Genomic DNA, 19,854 nt, shown 5'->3' with positions numbered 1-19,854 from the left:
AAGCCGTCAAACAAACTTGAATGACGGCTTTAGGAGTGAAAAGGGTGGAGGAATTAAATTTCTCTAACTCTTATGTTTTTGTAATATACTTTTTGCCCATGATGCTGAAACATGATATGACCGAGAGTATCTGTTCCATAAGCTTTGTTCTCAGAGAATTTACTGTTTGATAGTAATTCATTCATCTCATCACTTCCAATCTCGAATTGTACCACCTTGGCTCCATTTAACCAATGTTCTACATGTCCATCTTTATGAATGATTTTGGCCGAATTAAATTCACCAATTGGTTTAAGAACCTTCTTCTCCGGAACAATCAGATCATATAAAGAGCCGGCTGAGCGGACCACAGCGGTATCTGGGAAATGAAGATCATCAAGAACCTGAAACTCCCAGTTTTCAAGCCAGTTTGGGCTGTTACCGTTTCCGGCTTCCATAGCAGCTTTTTCCTGGACGTGAATAAACACACCCGAGTTAGCTGCTGTATCGACGGCCCATTGATATTCCAGTTCAAAGTCGCCAAACTGTTCTTTGGTTATCAGGTCACGGTTTAAAGTATCCGGGTTTGTAATAAGAGTTCCGTTTTCCACGTACCAGACACCTACAGGAAATTCATCAATGGCATAGCCTCGGAGTGCATCGGTAGAAGCACCGTCAAAAAGTGTAATCCAGGCTTTTTCAGCCACTTCCATTTTCTCTTCTTCCGCATTTGAAGTACATCCCGTGAAAATAAGGCCAAGCGAGAATGCCGCGATGCTAAGTTTTAAATTCATTTTCAATTGATAATATTGGACTACAATAATAGGTAGGCCAATCCGTCTCCTTGAAGGCCAGTAGATCAAGAATTCAATTGGTTCGACTACTCAACAGATCTGAGAGTAGGTTGGGGCAGGACTTGGCAGGGGTAATTCTCTGTTTATGGAATATCGAGAAATTTGAAAACTCCGAAATTACTTGCCGTTAATCAAATAAGGGACAGATGGTACTACTCCTTTTCTTATCTTCCGAATCAAATTGCAGTGCACATGGAAAACAGACGATCTTTTGTAAAGAAAATGGCCACCGGCGTAATATCTGTCCCTTTGATAAAACCAAGCTCTTTTTTTGAAGATAAAAAACTCAACGTGGCTCTTGTGGGTTTGGGTCGTTATGCCAACTATATGGCCGAAGGTATTGCGGTCTCAAAATATTGTAAAGTTAACGGCATTGTGACTGGAACCCCATCTAAAATTCCGGTTTGGCGAAAGAAATATAACATCCCTGAGAAGAACGTTTATAATTATGAAACTTTTGATCAGATAGCTGATAATAAAGACATTGACGTTGTATACGTGATTTTGCCCAATGGTATGCACAAAGAATATGTCATTAGAGCAGCCCGGGCTGGGAAGCATGTGATTGTAGAAAAGCCAATGGCGATATCCGCTGCAGAATGCGAGGAAATGATAGAGGGATGTCATAAAGCGGGAGTTCAATTAGCCGTGGGATATCGTTTACATTTTGAGCCGTACAATCAGCACATGATGAAACTGGGACAAGAAAAAGTTTATGGTGAGGTACGCTATATTGAAGCGGGCTTGGGCTATAATTCTACGAATATTGATCCTTCTGACTGGCATTTGAATCCTGAGCTTTCCGGCGGTGGTTGTCTTCAAAATCTTGGAGTCTATTGCGTTCAGGGTGCTCGCTATGTAACTGGTTTAGAGCCGGTGGCTATAACCGCTAGATTTGGCGAAAAGTTGTATCCTGATGTTTTTAAAGAAGTGGAAGAATCAATTCATTGGAGTATGGAGTTTGCTAATGGAACGATAGCCTCATGCGTTGCCAGTTCTTCATTTCAAATCGACCGGCTTTTTGCGTCAGCTGAAAATAATTTCTTTGAGTTAAGCCCGGCCATAAGCTATGGTCCTTTCCAAGGAAGAACCCGGAGCGATGAATTTGATTTTCCTCAAACCAATCAGCAACAGGTTCAAATGGATGAAATGGCTAAATATCTGTTAAACAAAAAAACACTTCCTGATCACATTTGTGGTTTGGAGGGTTTGAAAGATCTTAGAGTGATCGATGCCGTTTATGAGGCTGCCAGGTCAGGGAAGAGGGTGGCCGTTTAGCCAATTTATGCCTTTTCAAGATTCATTGTTACGTTCTCTTTGATGAAAGCTCTTTCCGCACTTCCTGAAATTGGGGGTAAATTGTGATAGGCCCTGCCAAAGTACAAATGGCAATGGTAAGCATTGACCAGTCCATCTCTTTTCCTTCTAGGAAATCCTTTAAGACAAAGAAAAAAAGGAGAAGGATGATCGGAATAAAAAAGGCAATAAGCATTTTGAGCCCTTTTTCTTTTTTGTGAAGTTCCTCCTGAGTCATTGAGCTTAAATCAGATTTGGCCATACTCTTTTGATTATAAGGTTTGTCAGAAACTTCAATAATAAGTTCAATCTCAAAAAGAAGCAAACCTTTGGTCTCTACATCAGGAAAGAAATATCAATAAACTATGGATTAAAAGAAAAGTTGTAAACCCCACTTTGCAACTCAAAAGTGCCATTTTTCATTTCAATCCCTTCAGATCGATCACTTCTATGTCCATCTACACTTATCGAATTAAAGTCACCTTCAGGCGGGTAAAATGTAGCGTTACTCCCCACCGGTATTGTTAATTTTGTTTTAAGAATTTTGTCATCTTTCTCCCAGTGAATTCCTGCAGTACCAAATGGGGTCTCTGTCTCATAGCGAGCATATTGTAAATCACCTGCAGGCAAAGGTTTAAAAATTAAATGCTCATAGCCTGGTTTTGATTCATCAAAGTTTAAACCAGCAAGATTTCGGTAAAGCCAAACGAGCCCACCACCAAACATGGGATGGTTATGACTGCCGCTTTCGTCCCAGTGCTCCCGGGAAGTGGTACCGCCAAGTTCAATCCAATGACCGAAGCCGGGCTCGGTTCTCTTATTCATGGCTTCATAGGCCAGGTGATTCAGGCCATTCTCTGCCAAAACCTCAAAAAAGAAACGCGTACCGAAAATGGCAGTGTTTAAGTGCCCATTGTTCCGCTCAATTTCCTCAATTAAAGCCTGTTTTACTTTTGAATATCGATCGGCCGGAACGCCCATTTTTAAAGCGAAAATGTTAGACCCATAATCACCATAAGACATCGTCTCTTCATCATAGAAATATCGATGAAAGGCATTTTTGAGTTCAATGGCTCTTGTTCTCATTTCTAGAGCTTCCTCTGGGTGATCCAGAATGGAAGCTACTTTTACTGTAATATCCAGTGAATACCAATAATAGAAGGTATGCACCAAAGCATCATCTGGTAGGCAGTCTGTACAAATACCAGCCCAGTCTCCCAGGTTCCACCATTTAAGAGGCTTTCCGTCCTGTCCTTCCCGCTGACTATACATGATTCCTTCCTTTGTTATCCACGTCTCCATATAATCGAGGTAACCCTTCATCGCATCATAATTGTCGCTTAGCATTCTATGGTCTCCGTATTGAAGGTAATATTCCCATGGAATAATGTTAATGGCTGCTCCCCAGGCTACGCCACCACCACAGCCGGGCTGCCATGGTGCTCCATTAGGTACATAACCCGTTTCAGGAATACGGGCTTCCCGCATGTCTGAAACCCATTTTTGGTAAAAAGCCCGGGCATCGAAATTATGCATTACGGTAGGGCAGGCCACCTGCCCGTCACCGGTATAACCTGACCGCTCACGGTGTGGACAGTCAGAGGCAATTCCCCCATGCATATTGTCCATCTGAGAGCGTTTCCAGATGTCATTGATCTGATTAAAAAGTGGGTTGGAGGTTTCAAAAAAGGCATTCTCCTTCACATCCGTGTTGACTGCTTCAGCTGTTAGCATCTCAGGTTTCAGCTCACCTGGCCAACCTGTGATTTCAATTCCGCTAAATACAAACCAGTTGAACCTTGGGGCATAATTTTCTTTGCCTTTTCCGGCAAAATAATAGGTGTTTTCTCCGGAGTAAAGATTGCCATTGAAGGTAATGTGCACTTTTTGACCAGCAGGCCCTTCCACATTATTAAGTCTTACCCATCCGCTTATTTCTTCCGGAAATTGGACTTTGTAATGACCATTGCCTAGTTTTTCAATAGCCGTGGGCTGATAAGTTTTGGTGACTTTGTCTGGCTCGGCCGTGTGGGCTCTGAGCTCACCAAAAGGAGCTTTTCGCTCAATAACTTTCTGCCATTGACGGTCATCAAAGTCAGCAGAGGCCCAGTCAGGAATGGCTTTTCGGGCGTCATAAATCTCACCATCATAGACCAAATCCATAAGGATAGGTGATTTTTCGGCTTTCCAACTCGAATCAGAAATGATAGTCTCCGTCGTACCGTCATCATAGGTGATTTGTAATTGAGCAATAAAACGAGGAGAACCGTAGGATTGCGTCCAAAATTTTGGAGCATTATAAAATCCATTGCCTAAAATGGCCCCAATGGCATTTTTCCCACTTTTTAAATGATCCGTTAGATCATAGGCCAGATAAAAAACTTTATAGGCCTCAAACTTATCCGGCACGCCGATGTAATTTTTTTCAAGACCAGGTCTTTTACTATAATTGGTTTGGTTAGGCACTAATTTATCGTCACTAACAAGCTCTCCGTTTACATAAAATTCAAAATAGCCTAGTCCGGTGGTAAAAACCACCGCAGATTGAATTGGTTTGTTGACGTCAAAACCTTTTCTCAAATAGGGAGCCGGTGGTGGCAAAATCTTTGTTCGTTCCTGCGGGCCACCAGGTGGTTTGGGTATGGCATCTTCACCCTGCCAGGGAGCACCAATCCAGACGGCTTTCCATTCGTTTGGCTCGAGCAAACCCATTCGCCAGCTGGTTGGTGCCGACCATTCAGAGACTTTATCTTTTTTGTCCCATGTTCTCACCTGCCACCAGTATTGCTGTGTTGATTTTAAGGTCTTTCCTCGGTATTCAACACGTTGATTTTGAGATGATAATACTTTGCCGGTTGACCAGACATTTCCTGTCATCAAGTTTTCTTGGGTTTCTGAAACCCGAATTTCATAGGCCGTCTGTTTTTGACCTTTTTCATTTCCTTGAGCTTCATTGATCCAGCCCAGACGAGGTTGTTCGATATCAATTAATGGAGTTCCGGTAAGATATTCAGTTCTGAGGTCTTTGGGAGCCTGAAGCTGGGCGACCAGAAGTACAGGGGAAAGGCTGCATAACAGGAGAAATGCTATTTTCTTCATCATTTTATTTCAATAAGAAAGGGAAGATACGAAGAAGAGCAAGTTTAACTTTCCATAGCTGTCTGGCTCTGGTGCTTCAAACGCTTATTGTTTTCAAACAAATGATATTTTCCGATTGCCAAAGGGTTAAAGAAAGTTGTTCTTGCTCAGAGGGATATAATTATCTGACAGTTTTAAAACGAAACGACTAAATGTATTCTCTCAATCGAATATTCTTTGTCAAAAATGATTATTCCGAAGGCTGATTATTCCTTTTAAATTCTTCCATGTAGAAGATGATTTCTCTGACAAAATGAAGCTTCTGTTCTAAAATATGGGGGGCATCAATACGTGGGTCTCCATCCACAATCTGACCAATTTCCGGATCCATGTAACAGTAAGTGTAGAATGTACTGATCAATACCTTGTCCATTTGAAAAATAGAGTCGTAGGTTAGCATGGCCTTCACCACGAGATCTTTATTCTGATCGTTCTGAGGGTATAAATTGATCATATACCAAAAGGCTGGTTTTAGTCGCCTGGCCTCAATCAGCCTTTTGGTAATCTCCCAGCTATAAATCTCCGGATAAATCAGGTTTCTATAGTCTTCATTTCGAAGCAATTCAAGTGACTCCTGATTGATCTGAAGCGAATCTTCGGTCATAAAAACCCCTGCCTCATAGAGTTCTGAAAGCCAATGAAGCATCTCTTCCGGCCCGGCTTTAGCATTCTGCTGAGCAGGGCAAACAGAGAAGCCAAAACAGAACCAAGAAATCAGGAAACCCCTAATTACTCTTCTCTTCAGATTCATCGGATCGGAGGCTTTTGTTGCAAAAGGGCGTCTACTTTAGCCTCCAACAGATCAAGTCGCTCTTCACTCTGTCTGAATTTATCGTCGTATTTTTTCAGAATTTTGAAGTAATCACCATTGTGAATTCCAACGACAGTATTGACTAGTTTCGGTCCGTCTTCAGATCGGTTTTCCCAAGATCGGCCAACACAGATTCTGAAATCTTCCGGTGTCATTTCTGCAATGTCCTTGGCATATCCATAGCCGGGAATTTTCAGATCAGCCACGATATAATCCCCGGTTTTTACAGGTCCGGTAATTTTGACAGGAACCTGTCCCATGAAAGCGATATTATTGCCCAGATTTACTAAACCTTCCGGAGGAGTATTTCCTAAAACAATAGGGTTGTGAGAGACAACCAGCACCTGCTCAGCGTGTTCAAGTTCTTTTGTGATTTCGCCTCCGATCACTCCGACGATATCGCCAGGGCTGATGAACTCCCCGGGATTCTTTCTTTGGAGCCATTCGGCATAATCACCATTTCCTGAGCTGTATTCCACACCAATTTTCGCATAATCTTTCAGTGCCCCGGTAATAAGTGTGCTGAAGTGGTATTTCGCATGCTTTTTATCCGTCGCACTTTTCAGAGCATTTCTTAAAGAAAATAGAAAAACAGGATCCAGATAATTGGCAGACCAGTCGGTCAGTGAAACGGCCCGGATGCTGCCCATTTTTTGATTTTGAGCGTCTGCAAAATGAATGAACTCATTTCTATTGTTCAGGGGAGTTCCTACATCGGCCGTACAAATATTCGGAATTCCCCAGAAGGCAGGATCTTCGATATTGATGGCAGGAATGTCTGGCTCAATGACAGAATTGAGATCGTTAAGATCAAAATGTGGAAGGGTGGGGATTGGATCAATTGCAGGGATGGGAACGGGCCCAAAAGCCAGTTCAGGGGTAATTTCCACACCTTCAACCACTACAGCCGGCGTAATTACCACCCGGGGTACTGAAGGATTGATATTGAAGCCATCAAAGGTCTTATTTATCATGTCAATGATAAAATTGCCTACGCCTACAGTGAGACCTGCCAAAACCTGAACGTCCTCAATTGTTCCTTCTATGACAATATCTTTCAACAAGTTCACTTTGACATTCGGATCGGTGGTGCAGGCGATCAGATCCCTCATTTTTTGAACCTGATCAGAGGTCAGAAGGTTAATGACCGGAGGTGTGAACACCGTTCGGTTTTTTCCGAGTTTGATTTTTATCCCGTCTCCATCGCCACTATTTCCATTGATAAAAGTAGCAACGAACTGACCATCTGGTACATCTTTGAAAACAGTCAGGCGGTCGTTAATAAGCGTATTGCCTTCAATGGTGACGGGGCCATTTAGTTGGGCAGACCCTTCCAGTTCAAGTGTTGAATTTAAATCGGCTGGTCCTTCCACCACCAGACCAGACTTGAGGTCAGTAGCTCCATCCACCTGTAAAATATTTTTTAGCCGGGTATTACCATTGACATCCAAATCTTTGTTCATTTGAACGTGGCCCATAAACATAGATGGGTTTTCCGCAGCTCCGCCCAGAATAGAAGGCCCTTTGATTTGGGTCATCCCACCCTCAGTATTTACTGTCAGGTTCTTTTTTACTGTTAAATCATCATGAAGAGTGGCAGAGCCAAAGATGGATGTAGAGCCGCCCTCCTGGTTGAGGTAGACATCCATTTTTACTTCCAGATCTCTTCCAATGATGGCGTCTTCACCCACATTCAGGCTTCCGCTCATGTGCAAGGCTCCGTTTTCGTCGATTCGCAGCCTTTCTTCATTATTGGTGATGAAAACCAGTGGTGTGTAATCGGAGGTACCAATTACTGGTGGAGAGGCATGCCTTTGGGCGTTCTTATTTCCGGTAAGCGACCACACACTACCCTGAATGGGTTTTCGCTCGCCATCGGCGACGGCATTTGCCGAAGGAAGATTGAAAATACCCGAGGCCAGGATCGATTCATTAAATTTCTGAGCATTCATCAAGGCGGAATTATAGCCACTACTGAGAGAATCAATCAGTCCGATGACTTCCTCCTGACTGTATGCAGATGATTGCACGACCCACTCGGTTCCATTATAAAAGTAAAAATGATGAGCGGTAAGGTCATACACCAGTTGGCCTTCCCTGGGTGATGAGATTAGCAAACGGTCTGTGGTACTCATTCTTGGAATCAACAGGCCTTTTTTTTCGAAAATAAAATCGGCCTGAATCTCCTCCGATTCGGTTCTCTGAACGGCCGAGGGGTTTTGTGCCTGCAGAGTCTGGCTTATCAGAAGAAAAAGAAGGAGGGGAATGGGTATGTTTGAAAATTTTCTGAGAAAGAAACAAAAACGGGTGGTGTTACCCGTAGCGAACATAGCGGTTCTTGACCGGTTGAAATTTTCCATGACATTATAGTAGTTAGATCAGAGGTTACTTATACTCAGTGGGTTTTCTAAATGTAGTCATTTTTTTTCAAAAAAGAGCAGGCCATTTTTAGCTTTAAAAAAGTCGCTATTTTCTTATAAGTATATTATAGTAAATAGATTATGAAATGATTTTCGGAAGAGGTTATTTTCTAAAGAAAAGAGATTCCCCGAAAGAGAAGACGAAAAATTAAGATTACTACAAGAAAAGAAAGACTTTCTTTCGTTTCAAATCAAGACAGAAATGGCTGTTTGAGAAGTATACAAAGGACTCTTTACAACTACTTTCAGAGGCTTCCTTTCTTCAATTGATGTACTGCATAATCCGCCGCTCGGGCGGTTAGGGCCATGTAAGTTAGCGAAGGGTTAACACAGGAAGAGGATGTCATGCATGCTCCGTCGGTCACAAAAACATTCTGAGCTCCGTAAATCTGGTTCCACTCGTTTAGCACTGAGGTTTTTGGGTCAAGGCCCATTCTGGCAGTACCCATTTCATGAATGCAGCGACCGTAGCCTCTTTTGTTATCAAAAGTTTCAATGTTTTTCGCCCCGGAAGCTTCCAGCATCTCGGCGGCGTCATTCATCATATCAGTTCGCATTTTACGTTCATTTTCGCCAATTTCGGCAGAAAAGTGAAGTACCGGCAAACCCCATTGATCTTTCTTGCTGTCGTCAATCCATACCTTATTCTCATAATAGGGTAGGGTTTCGGCAAAACCGGTGAGATTGACCTCCCATGGACCCGGCCGAGTGATGGCTTCTTTGAGCCCCGCTCCAATAGTTTCCGGCGATTCCTCCCCCCGGACTCTCCGACTTTCACCCTCATATCCAAAGCCACGAAGGTAATCCCGTCTATCACTGTCTACGTTTCTGAATCTTGGAATGTAAAAGCCGTTCGGTCGTCGACCGTAATAATATTGGTCTTCAAAGCCGGGCATTTCCGCACGTGCTCCGGCATCAAAATGGTGATCCATTAAATTGTGCCCAAGCTGGCCGCTGTCATTCCCAAGACCCTCCGGAAAACGCTTGGATTTAGAATTTAAAAGAATGAAAGTACTGGCCATTGCTGAGGCATTGAGGAAAATAATTGGAGCAAAAAACTCCGTTTCTTCCTTGGTTAGTTGATCAATGACCCGTACGCCCGTTGCTTTTTGCAATTGATCATCATAAATCACCTCATGAACAATCGCATTTGTTTTAACCGTCAGTCTTTCGGTTAGTCTTGCAGCAGGCAATGTGGCAGCTTGAGTGCTAAAATAAGCCCCGTAAGGGCAACCACGCCAGCACATAGCTCTCGACTGGCAACTTGCCCGGCCCAGAGCCATTTGTTCCTCAGTGGGTTCAGTTAAATGGGCCTGACGGGGCGGTATCACATATCGGTCTCCAAATTTTTCCAAAACCTTCTCTCGCATATGCTGCTCCACACAGGTGAGATCAAAAGGTTTTTGAAAGATACTGTCCGGTAAATAGGGAAGAGCTTCATAACTCCCGGATATCCCGGCAAAACGCTCTACATAATTATACCAGGGTTCGATGTCTCTATATCGGATTGGCCAGTCGACTCCAATTCCCTCTTTGGCATTCGCTTCAAAATCAAGATCGCTCATGCGTAAAGCTACCCGGCCCCAGGTGATGGACTTTCCACCTAATTGAAAGCTCCGAATCCAGTCGAAGCGTTTTGATTCCAGATATGGATGATCAGTATCTTTGACAAAATGGTGTTTTGATGCCTCCGTGATGGTATTTCCTGAGCGGATATGTACGGGATAATCTTTAGCTTCTTCCAAAGGGATCTTGAGATTATGGTGCTCAAATTCCCACGGATGCATATTGGCCGTATGATAATCCTTCACATGCTCAATGTTTTTACCACGCTCAAGCATGAGTACATTCAAACCCTTTTCGGTTAATTCTTTGGCGGCCCAACCACCTGAAATTCCCGATCCCACCACAATGGCATCAAATGAATTCATCACCCAAGATTGCCTTTTTTCAGTTCTTCAACCGCGTAATTGGCCGCACGGGCTGTTAAAGCCATATAGGTCAGCGATGGGTTGACACAGGAAGAAGAAGTCATGGCCGCACCGTCTGTTACAAAAACATTCTCTGCTCCCCAAACCTGATTCCATTTGTTCAAAACAGATGTTTTGGAATCATGGCCCATCCGGGCAGTTCCCATTTCATGAATTCCAACACCCATTGATTTCTGTGTCTCATCGCCACCTCTTACATTTTTCAGACCAGCGGCTTCGAGCATATCCATGGCTTCTTTGAGGATTGTTTTACGCATGGCCATTTCATTTGGTCCCCAGGCGGTATCAAACTCAATATATGGCAGACCCCACTTATCTTTGTTCTCACTTAAGGTTATTCTGTTGTTGGGGTCGGGTAAGGTTTCTCCAAATCCACGTATTCCAAAACTCCATGGCCCTGGTTTGCCGGCATCCTCTTTAAGACCTGCTCCGAAACTACTCTCTGACGGTTGTCCCATGGCTCGTGAAGCACTGCCCTGATAACCAAAGCCGCGAAGGAAATCGGTTCTTTTATCATCACCATAATTCGCAAAACGCGGAATATATATACCATTTGGCCGGCGACCGAAATAATATTCATCCTCGTAGCCTTCCACATCGCCTCTGGCCCAAACGTTCAGGTGGTGGTCCATGATATTGCGGCCCAGCTGGTCACTTTCATTACCCAGCCCGTTGGCATGTTTTGAAGAGGTCGATTGCATCATGATCCAGGCCGTATTCATGGCCGAAGCATTCAGGAAGACGATTTTTCCATAATACTCGTGCTCATCGCCTGTGGTTTCATCAATCGCTTTGACGCCCAGCACTTTCTGCGTTTCAGGGTCAAAAATTGTGGAATAAACCACCTTGTCATTGACAAGCGTCAGGTTACCGGTATTCCTGGCAGCAGGCAGGGTCGCACTTTGTGAGCTGAAGTAGGCTCCATACGGGCAACCCCTTTTACACATATTCCGATATTGACAGGAAGCCCTTCCGAGAGCCATTTGTTCCTCTGTAGGATTCGTAAGGTGAGCGGCACGGCCGATGATCATTTTACGACCAGGAAAAGCTTTTTCAATGGAGCCTTTGATATCCTTCTCCACGCAATTGAGCGGCATAGCCGTTTGAAACTCACCATCCGGCAAAACGTCCAGTCCTTCCAGACTACCACTAATCCCCGCAAACTTCTCTACGTACGAATACCAGGGAGCCAGATCAGCATAACGAATTGGCCAGTCGACCCCATGACCATCTTCCAGGTTGGCCAGAAAGTCTTTTTCATTCCAGCGGTAACTTTGTTTGCCCCAGGTTAGCGAACGGCCTCCGGTTTGGTAACCACGAACCCAGTCGAAACTCCTTTTCTCTTCATAATGGTATTCACTGTCTTTGACAAAATGGGGGAGGATGTCTTCTGCGTTCGCAAAACCTGCCCGGCTACCGGCCCAATAGTCTTTTTTCATTTGATTTGAAAGGCGTCCACGGTGCGGAAAATCCCAGGGATTTTTCAAAGCGTTTTCATAGTCCGTCACATGTTCAATGTGCCGGCCACGCTCAATGAGCAAAACCTTCAGACCTTTTTCGGTCAATTCTTTGGCAGCCCAGCCACCTGAAACACCTGAGCCCACCACCAGTGCGTCAAAGGTATTTTGTTCTTTTACTTTTCCCTGGATATACATTTTTTCAAAAGGGTTGTTTAAAATAAAAGCGGTCAGATTTTGACTCTAACCGCTTTTTGATTCATCATTTACTATGCTGATTACAGATTACCTTTCTTCAATTCTGAAACTGCAAAATCAGCAGCTCTGGCTGTTAAAGCCATGTAGGTTAAAGAAGGGTTTACACAAGAAGATGAGGCAAAGGCCGCTCCGTCAGTAACGAAAACGTTCTCTGCTCCCCAAACCTGATTGTTTTTGTTCAATACCGAGTTTGAAGGGTCAGTTCCCATACGGGCGGTTCCCATTTCGTGGATACCGATACCCGGGGCTTTTTCTTCATCCTTATATCCGTAAACATTTTTGACACCGGCAGCTTCAAGCATAGCAACGGCTTCGTCACGCATGGCGACACGCATTTTCTGCTCGTTTTCACCCCAGGCGGCATCAAACTCAATTACCGGCAGCCCCCAGCTATCTTTATCGGCGGAAAGGGTCATACGGTTAGTCGGGTCTGGCAAGGTTTCACCAAAACCGCCGATACCGACATTCCAAACGCCTGGTAAGCTGGCTGCTTCTTTGAAATCTGCACCGAAAGTAGCTTCCACATTAACACCCGTTGATCTTGAAGCTCTTCCCTGATATCCAAAACCTCTGGTGAAGTCTCTCTTGTCAGAACCCCAGTTGGTAAACCTCGGAATGTAAACGCCGTTTGGTCGGTTACCAAAATAGTATTTGTCTGTAAAACCTTCCACAATTCCACCTGCACCTGAAGCCAGGTGATGGTCCATGATATTTCTTCCTAATTGGTCAGATTGGTTACCCAAGCCATTTGGATGACGGTCAGAGGTGGTCTGCATCATAATCCATGCTGAAGCAAGTGCCGAAGCATTCAGGAAGATGATCTTTGAGAAGTATTCTACCTCTTCTTTTGTATTCTGATCGATTGCCCTTACACCCGTAGCCTTACCGGTTTCATCATCCATGATTACCTGGAAAACAATCTTATCATTGATCAGCGTAAGATTACCGGTTCTCTGAGCTGCAGGCAAAGTAGCTGACTGTGTACTGAAGTAGGCACCGTAAGGACAGCCTCTGATACATTTATTCCGGTATTGACAACTGGCACGCCCAAGAGCAGTCTGCTCGTCGGTAGGTGCAGTCAGGTGAGCCACACGCCCGATGGTTAGATGACGTCCCGGGAAGTTTTTCTCAATTCCTTCTTTCAGATGCTGCTCAACACAGTTGAGTTCCATAGCTGGTTGAAATTGCCCGTCAGGCAAAACATCGTAGCCATCTCTGCTACCACTGATACCGGCAAAACGCTCTACATAATCGTACCATGGAGCGACGTCATCATAACGAATAGGCCAGTCAGTACCAACACCTTCTTCCAGATTGGCGGTGAAATCTTTGGGATTCCAGCGATAAGACTGACGACCCCACATCAATGAGCGACCACCGGTATGGTATCCTCTGATCCAGTCGAAACGTCTTTTCTCCTTATAAGGATGCTCGGTATCTTTTACGAAAAGATAACGGTTCTCTTCACTGGCCGCATACCCTGTACGCTTTACAGCCCAGTATTCTTCAGCAGCTTGTTTATCGATACGTCCTCTATGCGGGAAATCCCAGCTCTCTTTCATGGCGTCACGATACCCCGTAACGTGTTCCACATGATTTCCTCTTTCGAGCATTAAAACTTTGAGTCCTTTTTCGGTCAATTCTTTAGCGGCCCAGCCACCTGAAACACCGGAACCCACCACGATGGCATCAAAAGTATTCTGCTCTTTTGCTTTTCCTTGTATATTCATTCTATTCTTAAGTCTTCAGTATTTTCTGGTTAGTTTAGCCTAAAGCATATGCTTTTTGTCCTTCTTTTAATGGAATACAGCCTTCATATCGACCAGGAATTGGCACATAATCCAGTTCTTCTTTCATTCCTACCTCAGAAGTAAAGTAGCCAAACAGTGTCAGCTCTTTCATTATCAAAAAGAACGGAGTTACCGGCTCCTCTGCGGCAGAACCCTCTTTAACTTTACCTGTTTCCGGGTCAATCTGAGCTTCTTTCGCTTTTTGCTCTTCGGTTTTGGCTTCAGCCTCCATGGCTTTCACCACTTCAATCTGCTGATCACCGGTCAGGCTCATAAAACTGCCACCCATTTCTTTGGCTTTGTCTTCTACCATCTTCAGACCTTCCTTAAAGTGAGCTCCCTGAGCATCAGAGTAACAGTCTTTGATCATCATTTCGATGAAAGGCCCAACGCCTACTTCTTTAGCTCCGGGAGTATCTGTGGCCGGAATAATAATGTCTGCAATCTGAGCGACAATCTCCTGGTAGTCTGCTGAAAGGGAGAAAGGAGCCGAAGCCGACTCTTTTGAAGTACAACTTTCCAGTAAGGCCGCCATCGTAGGGGCGGAGAGAGCTCCACCCATTAAAATAGCGACTCTGTTTAATGCGTCTCTTCTATTCAATGTATTAATTGTTTAAATAGGTTACTAAGAACTTTTTCAGTTTGGTGGTGAAATTACCTCATCTGGTATTATCCGCCAAGAAATGAACGTCAAATATTCATATTTCTTGCTTCTAAAGTACCTTAGAACCCAATAGGCTAAGCGGTTAAAGTGGTCAAATTCAGGACTTTTGATATTAAATGAAGGATCAAACGATTAGTGTCTCAGAATGCCCTTTGAACTTGTCATTTGGTGTTTTATGAGAATAATACAATCTGTTATTCAGAGCATTTAGGTTTTCCTGTATAATGATGTCTTAGATTTAAAGTCTACTTTTTTGTTAAGCTATGTCAGACTTTGGGGGTTATTTTGATTAAAAAGTCCAGCATTGAATAAAAATAATGTAGACTTTTTTACTTTGCGGCAAGTGTTATTGTTCAGATTTCATTTACATTTGTTCAACTTTTTGAAACACATAAATCTTAGAATATGAAAATTTCTGTTGTCGGAACAGGATATGTAGGTCTGGTCTCAGGGACTTGTTTCTCCGAAACTGGAAACACGGTGACATGTGTAGACATTGATCCGAAAAAGGTGGAAAGCCTGAAGAAAGGCAAGCTCACCATTTATGAACCTGGTCTTGAAGTCTTGTTTGAAAGAAACACAAAGGCAGGTCGTTTGAACTTTACCACTTCTCTTGAAGAAGGTATTGAAGGAGCACAAGTGATATTTTTGGCTTTGCCAACTCCTCCCGGTGAAGACGGCTCTGCAGACTTAAAATATATCCTCGGTGTGGCGGATGATTTAGGTAAAATCCTTAAAGATTATGCCGTAATCGTTGATAAAAGTACCGTACCGGTAGGAACAGCCGAAAAAGTGACAGCTGCCATTGCGAAAAACGCCAAGGTTGACTTTGATGTGGTTTCTAACCCTGAATTCCTCAGAGAAGGGGTAGCGGTAGATGACTTCATGAAACCTGATCGTGTAGTGGTAGGAACCCAGTCACAAAGAGCAATGAAAATTATGGAAAAATTGTATGCTCCGCTGGTTCGACAGGGAAATCCGGTAATCTTCATGGACGAGCGTTCCGCTGAAATGACGAAATATGCCGCCAATTCTTTCCTGGCTATGAAAATTACATTCATGAACGAGATTGCAAACCTTTGTGAACGTGCAGGTGCAGACGTTGACAACGTAAGACGTGGTATTGGTACGGATAGCCGCATCGGGAAACGTTTTCTATTTCCGGGTATTGGTTACGGTGGAAGCTGTTTTCCGAAAGACGTTCAGGCTCTTGGTAAAACGGCCAGTGAGTTTGATTATGACTTCAAGATTTTGAAGTCGGTGATGAAGGTCAACGACAAGCAAAAGACGAAGATGATGCCACAGATCAAAGAATACTTTGGTGGCGATCTTAAAGGGAAAACCATTGCTTTGTGGGGATTGGCTTTTAAACCACATACCGATGATATTCGTGAAGCACCGGCCTTATATAATATCAAATCATTGAGAAGAGCGGGAGCTAAGGTGGTTGTTTTTGACCCTGAAGCTATGGATAATGTCAAAGGTGTAGTAGGCCGCAAAGTAAAATATGCCAAGAGCATGTACGAAGCCCTTGAAGGTGCTGATGCCCTGATGATCATGACCGAGTGGCCTGCTTTCAGAACACCGGATTTTGATAAGATCAAGTCTTCTCTGAAAAATAATGTGATCTTTGACGGAAGAAACCTTTATGCTCTTGACGAGATGGAAGAGAAAGGTTTTACCTATTATTCCATTGGACGAAAAGCGATAAAAGCCTAATCAATGAAAAGAATACTCATTACTGGTGGAGCCGGTTTCCTTGGTTCTCACCTTTGCGACAGATTTATCAAAGAAGGTTACCATGTTATTGCCATGGATAACCTGATCACCGGAGACCTCCGAAATATAGAACACCTTTTTAAGCTGGAGAACTTTGAGTTCTATCACCACGATGTCTCTAAGTTTATTCATGTACCCGGCGAATTGGATTATATCCTGCACTTTGCCTCACCGGCCAGCCCGATCGACTATCTTAAAATTCCAATTCAGACCCTGAAAGTTGGCTCTTTGGGAATTCATAATTGTCTGGGCCTTGCCAGAGTCAAAAAAGCCAGAGTGCTAATCGCCTCTACTTCCGAAGTTTATGGTGATCCGCTGGTGCACCCGCAAACGGAAGACTATTGGGGTAATGTCAACCCGGTAGGGCCGCGTGGAGTTTATGATGAAGCCAAGCGTTTCCAGGAAGCCATGACTATGGCCTACCATACTTATCATGGCGTTGAAACGCGTATCGTTCGTATTTTCAATACCTATGGCCCACGGATGCGACTAAACGACGGTCGTGTATTACCCGCTTTCATTGGCCAGGCTCTTCGTGGAGAAGACCTGACGATTTTCGGTGATGGTAGCCAAACGCGTTCATTCTGTTATGTTGATGACCTTGTTGAGGGTATCTATCGTCTTTTACACTCGGATTACGCTCAGCCGGTAAACATCGGTAACCCGAACGAAATCACGATTGCAGACTTCGCTGAAGAAATCATCAAGTTAACAGGAACTGACCAGAAAGTAATCTATAAAGACCTGCCAAAAGATGACCCGAAACAACGGAAACCAGACATTACCCGGGCTAAAGAAATTTTGAAGTGGGAGCCAAAAGTGGATAGGGCAGAAGGCCTGAAGACAACCTATGCTTATTTCAAAGAATTCTCCAAAGAACGTCTTTACGATGAGGCGAAGCATCGGGAGTTTTAGGGGGAAGTTTGAAGTTGGAGTTATTTTGGAGAAAGGAACAGGGAGAAAGGTTTACTCTCAACAAACTGCCAACTGCTACTACGAACTGAGGACTTTTTTTGAGTTGGGGGTTTGTAGTCAGAAGTTGGAGGTTTTTGACCGGTGACCGAGGACAGATGTTGCCGGAGGCTGAGCCCGTTCACAGAACCCTGCGGGTTGAAGCTATAGGCTTGCACCAAAAGAAAACCTCGTGCCAAGCCAGACAGTCCTCGTCGCCGCTCTGACTGACATGCGTACTTACTGTCAGTCCGATCGTAGGGGGCGGCCATCCGCACGAGGACCTCTTTTCAGGACAATTGCCAATCCAATTGTCAGTCCGAGCGTAGGGGGCGGCCACCCGCACGAGGACCTCTTTTTAGCACCAAGCCAAACATAATGTCAGTCCGAGCCCCGCCCGTCCGGCAGGCGGAGTAGTTGAGGACCTCATTCGTACAAAAACTGGCAAGAACTTAGCTTAGTACTACTCCAACTCCCCTTTCATTATTATCAATAATAAAGAGGTAGTCAACATAGGCAAATCAATTTTTGGAAAGATTAAATTTGTCACCTAACAGCCAGTTGCTTTCCATTCATGTATGGCCCGAATAAAATCAGCTTGGATATTTAAAAGCCTTCCAAAAATTTGCAGAAAGTGAGGAGCAAAAGCCCGGATAAAAAGGTTAGACTATTGCTTAAACAGCATTTATATTCAACTTGCCAAGATTGAATCGGACAGCTGCGTACGCTTCATAATCTTCCAGACTTCTTTGGTCATTTTCACTAATTTCAATTGCTTTTTGTTGAAGTAAATCCTGAAGGCAAATTAGACTCTCTTTTATTTTTTCTTTTGGATCACTGGTGGGATGTGTGGTATAATGTTTTATTCTGGAAGGGTAGTAAGATCTTCGCCATGAAACGATTTGCTTGGGTAAGAAAAAGTCATAGCCTTCGGTATAGGCTTTTACACTTTGATAGACTTCCTCTCCAAGGTAATAAATGGATTCATGGTGAAAATCCTCTCGCATCCATTTGCCTTCCCCGAAAATAAAACCAGGTTCAAGTATTGGACTGGGGAAATTCCGGAATCCCGTTTTCTTCTCATTATTTTCCTGATATTCAAATAGATGCTCTGGTGTTACCGCCAGAATTTCAGGAAAGTTGATAACATCTATCTGATCAGTATATTCTAAAACATCGTTGGTAAATGTTGGTGGTAGGAAGGAAATCAGTGGATTTCTGCATTTGGTTTTTAATTCAGTAAGCTCCGAAATGAGCAGGCTATCCCAGTCTTGTGCAAACCGGACATGAGCATCGGTTTGCAGAAAGAACTCTTCATTGGTGTACATCTCTGCAGCCCTCTTCTTTGCCCAGGAAGGCCCCTGAGATTCCGTGTAATTGAATTTGTGAATTCTGATCTCACATTTTCCTTTGAGATCGTCTAAATAATGGGCCGTTACGCTAATCTTTTCTTCATATTGCCAGCAGATGCCAAACACCAGCCTGTCAGCATATTTCGCCTTTTTTATCCCATCCAAAATACTGTTTCTGACATCCAGATCAAGATAAGCCGCGATTGATACAAATATTTTTTCGTTGCCTTTCACTTTATTCATTTTAATTCTCAGGCCACCTTTTCAATTATTGAAGAACCAGGTCTGACAGGTTAACTATGCTTTGATGGTGAGTCTGATTTAAGGAAATTTGACACTCAAAATGGCTCCGGCCTGCACATCAAAAACTGCACCGTATTGTACATCAATTTTTTTACATACTGCCGTTGTTCCAGTCAAGATGGTCAGATTCGAAATGCCAGGTATCACCACTTCATCTGTTGCGTCCGGAATGGAGTTTTTGCTCCAGAATCCCGGACTGCCGTTCCAGTCGCCATGAATCGGTCCAATCCAGATATTCTTTATCGGAGTAGGTGTTGGGGTCGGAGTATGGCTTGGCGTTATCGATGGTGTTGGCGTTAAGGTCGGTGTCACCGTAGGTGTTACCGATGAACTCGGTGTTGGTGCCGGCGTCTTGCTCGGTGTTAACGACGGCGTCGGGGTCGGGGTATTTGAGGAAGTTGGCGAAAGTGTAGGGGTAGGTGATGGAGTAAGAGACGGGGTCATACTCGGTGTAATTGTCGGCGTCGGTGTCATACTTGGCGTAATCGTCGGTGTGGGCGTAGGCGTTTGCGATGACGTTACTGAAAATGGGGGAGGATCGGAAGAAGCTGACGGCGTCAAGGTAGGTGTTGGCGTAGGAGTTTGCGAGGGTGTGACAGAGGGAAACGGTGGTTCTTCAAATGAAAAAGGAGGCGTTAACGCAGGTGTAAATGTCTCCGATTGAAGTTTAGAGTGACCGCCCTGCTTTCTCCAGGCTGAAAAGCCTAACGGTGTATTTACCAAGACAATAGAAGAGCCTAAAAATAACTCTCTTAAGGCCAATCGCCGGTTTAAACCTTTTTTACTGTTCTCGTCGTCGTGTTTCACGGAA

The 19,854-nt window shown here is 44.0% G+C and carries 15 protein-coding genes; 4 read left to right on the top strand and 11 right to left on the bottom strand.

The genetic code is table 11. From position 1 onward, the window contains the following. Positions 1 to 53: 53 nt before the first annotated feature. Positions 54 to 773: a 3-keto-disaccharide hydrolase gene (locus AFM12_RS03520; RefSeq protein WP_055143959.1), complete on the bottom strand. Its 720-nt coding sequence runs from the start codon at positions 771 to 773 to the stop codon at positions 54 to 56. A gap of 252 nt (positions 774 to 1,025) precedes the next feature. Here AFM12_RS03520 and AFM12_RS03515 point away from each other — a divergent pair, with 252 nt between their 5' ends. Further along, positions 1,026 to 2,111 carry a Gfo/Idh/MocA family protein gene (locus AFM12_RS03515; protein WP_055143957.1) on the top strand — a complete coding sequence of 362 codons (1,086 nt, stop codon included), beginning with the start codon at positions 1,026 to 1,028 and terminating at the stop codon, positions 2,109 to 2,111. Positions 2,112 to 2,139: 28 nt separating this feature from the next. Here the strand turns inward: AFM12_RS03515 and AFM12_RS03510 are convergent, their stop codons facing one another. From AFM12_RS03510 to AFM12_RS03475, 8 genes are all read right to left on the bottom strand, one after another. Further along, the gene (locus tag AFM12_RS03510; RefSeq protein WP_157687277.1) at positions 2,140 to 2,391 is read right to left on the bottom strand and encodes a hypothetical protein; all 252 of its coding nucleotides are present in this window, start codon (positions 2,389 to 2,391) and stop codon (positions 2,140 to 2,142) included. A 101-nt stretch (positions 2,392 to 2,492) separates the two neighbouring features. Then, a complete protein-coding gene (locus AFM12_RS03505) occupies positions 2,493 to 5,231 on the bottom strand; it encodes a family 78 glycoside hydrolase catalytic domain (RefSeq protein WP_055143954.1) in 2,739 nt (912 codons plus the stop codon). 226 nt (positions 5,232 to 5,457) lie between these two features. After that, positions 5,458 to 6,018, bottom strand: a complete 561-nt coding sequence (locus tag AFM12_RS03500; protein ID WP_055143952.1) for a hypothetical protein — start codon at positions 6,016 to 6,018, stop codon at positions 5,458 to 5,460. After that, entirely contained in the window at positions 6,015 to 8,438 is a 2,424-nt protein-coding gene (locus AFM12_RS03495) for a phage tail-like protein (protein ID WP_055143950.1), read from the bottom strand. The genes AFM12_RS03500 and AFM12_RS03495 overlap by 4 nt, the downstream gene beginning before the upstream one ends. A gap of 305 nt (positions 8,439 to 8,743) precedes the next feature. Next, positions 8,744 to 10,429 carry a GMC oxidoreductase gene (locus AFM12_RS03490; protein ID WP_055143948.1) on the bottom strand — a complete coding sequence of 562 codons (1,686 nt, stop codon included), beginning with the start codon at positions 10,427 to 10,429 and terminating at the stop codon, positions 8,744 to 8,746. Then, on the bottom strand, positions 10,429 to 12,144 hold the full coding sequence (locus AFM12_RS03485) for a GMC oxidoreductase (RefSeq protein WP_055143946.1): 1,716 nt from the start codon (positions 12,142 to 12,144) through the stop codon (positions 10,429 to 10,431). Before AFM12_RS03485 ends, AFM12_RS03490 begins: the two co-directional genes overlap by 1 nt. Positions 12,145 to 12,224: 80 nt before the next feature. After that, complete coding sequence (locus tag AFM12_RS03480) at positions 12,225 to 13,934, bottom strand: GMC oxidoreductase (RefSeq protein WP_055143944.1); 1,710 nt, start codon at positions 13,932 to 13,934, stop codon at positions 12,225 to 12,227. A gap of 34 nt (positions 13,935 to 13,968) precedes the next feature. Beyond that, complete coding sequence (locus AFM12_RS03475; RefSeq protein WP_055143941.1) at positions 13,969 to 14,595, bottom strand: gluconate 2-dehydrogenase subunit 3 family protein; 627 nt, start codon at positions 14,593 to 14,595, stop codon at positions 13,969 to 13,971. A 468-nt stretch (positions 14,596 to 15,063) separates the two neighbouring features. On the opposite strand from AFM12_RS03475, the gene AFM12_RS03470 reads away from it, so the two are divergent. Further along, positions 15,064 to 16,377 carry a UDP-glucose dehydrogenase family protein gene (locus AFM12_RS03470; protein ID WP_055143939.1) on the top strand — a complete coding sequence of 438 codons (1,314 nt, stop codon included), beginning with the start codon at positions 15,064 to 15,066 and terminating at the stop codon, positions 16,375 to 16,377. A gap of 3 nt (positions 16,378 to 16,380) precedes the next feature. Next, positions 16,381 to 17,352, top strand: coding sequence for a UDP-glucuronic acid decarboxylase family protein (locus AFM12_RS03465; RefSeq protein ID WP_055143938.1), 972 nt, complete (start codon positions 16,381 to 16,383; stop codon positions 17,350 to 17,352). Positions 17,353 to 18,062: 710 nt separating this feature from the next. On the opposite strand, the gene AFM12_RS03460 is transcribed toward AFM12_RS03465, so the two are convergent. Together AFM12_RS03460 and AFM12_RS19660 are read right to left on the bottom strand one after the other, a co-directional pair. Beyond that, on the bottom strand, positions 18,063 to 18,983 hold the full coding sequence (locus AFM12_RS03460; protein ID WP_055143936.1) for a GlcNAc-transferase family protein: 921 nt from the start codon (positions 18,981 to 18,983) through the stop codon (positions 18,063 to 18,065). Between the two features lie 78 nt (positions 18,984 to 19,061). Next, positions 19,062 to 19,355 carry a hypothetical protein gene (locus tag AFM12_RS19660; protein WP_131458167.1) on the bottom strand — a complete coding sequence of 98 codons (294 nt, stop codon included), beginning with the start codon at positions 19,353 to 19,355 and terminating at the stop codon, positions 19,062 to 19,064. Positions 19,356 to 19,395: 40 nt separating this feature from the next. On the opposite strand from AFM12_RS19660, the gene AFM12_RS03455 reads away from it, so the two are divergent. After that, entirely contained in the window at positions 19,396 to 19,707 is a 312-nt protein-coding gene (locus AFM12_RS03455; RefSeq protein WP_082391175.1) for a hypothetical protein, read from the top strand. Positions 19,708 to 19,854 lie beyond the last annotated feature (147 nt).

The organism is Jiulongibacter sediminis, assembly GCF_001306455.1.
Taxonomy (GTDB): domain Bacteria; phylum Bacteroidota; class Bacteroidia; order Cytophagales; family Spirosomataceae; genus Jiulongibacter; species Jiulongibacter sediminis.
The sequence above is the reverse complement of the archived record's forward strand: the minus strand, read 5'-3'. Positions and strand labels throughout refer to the sequence as shown.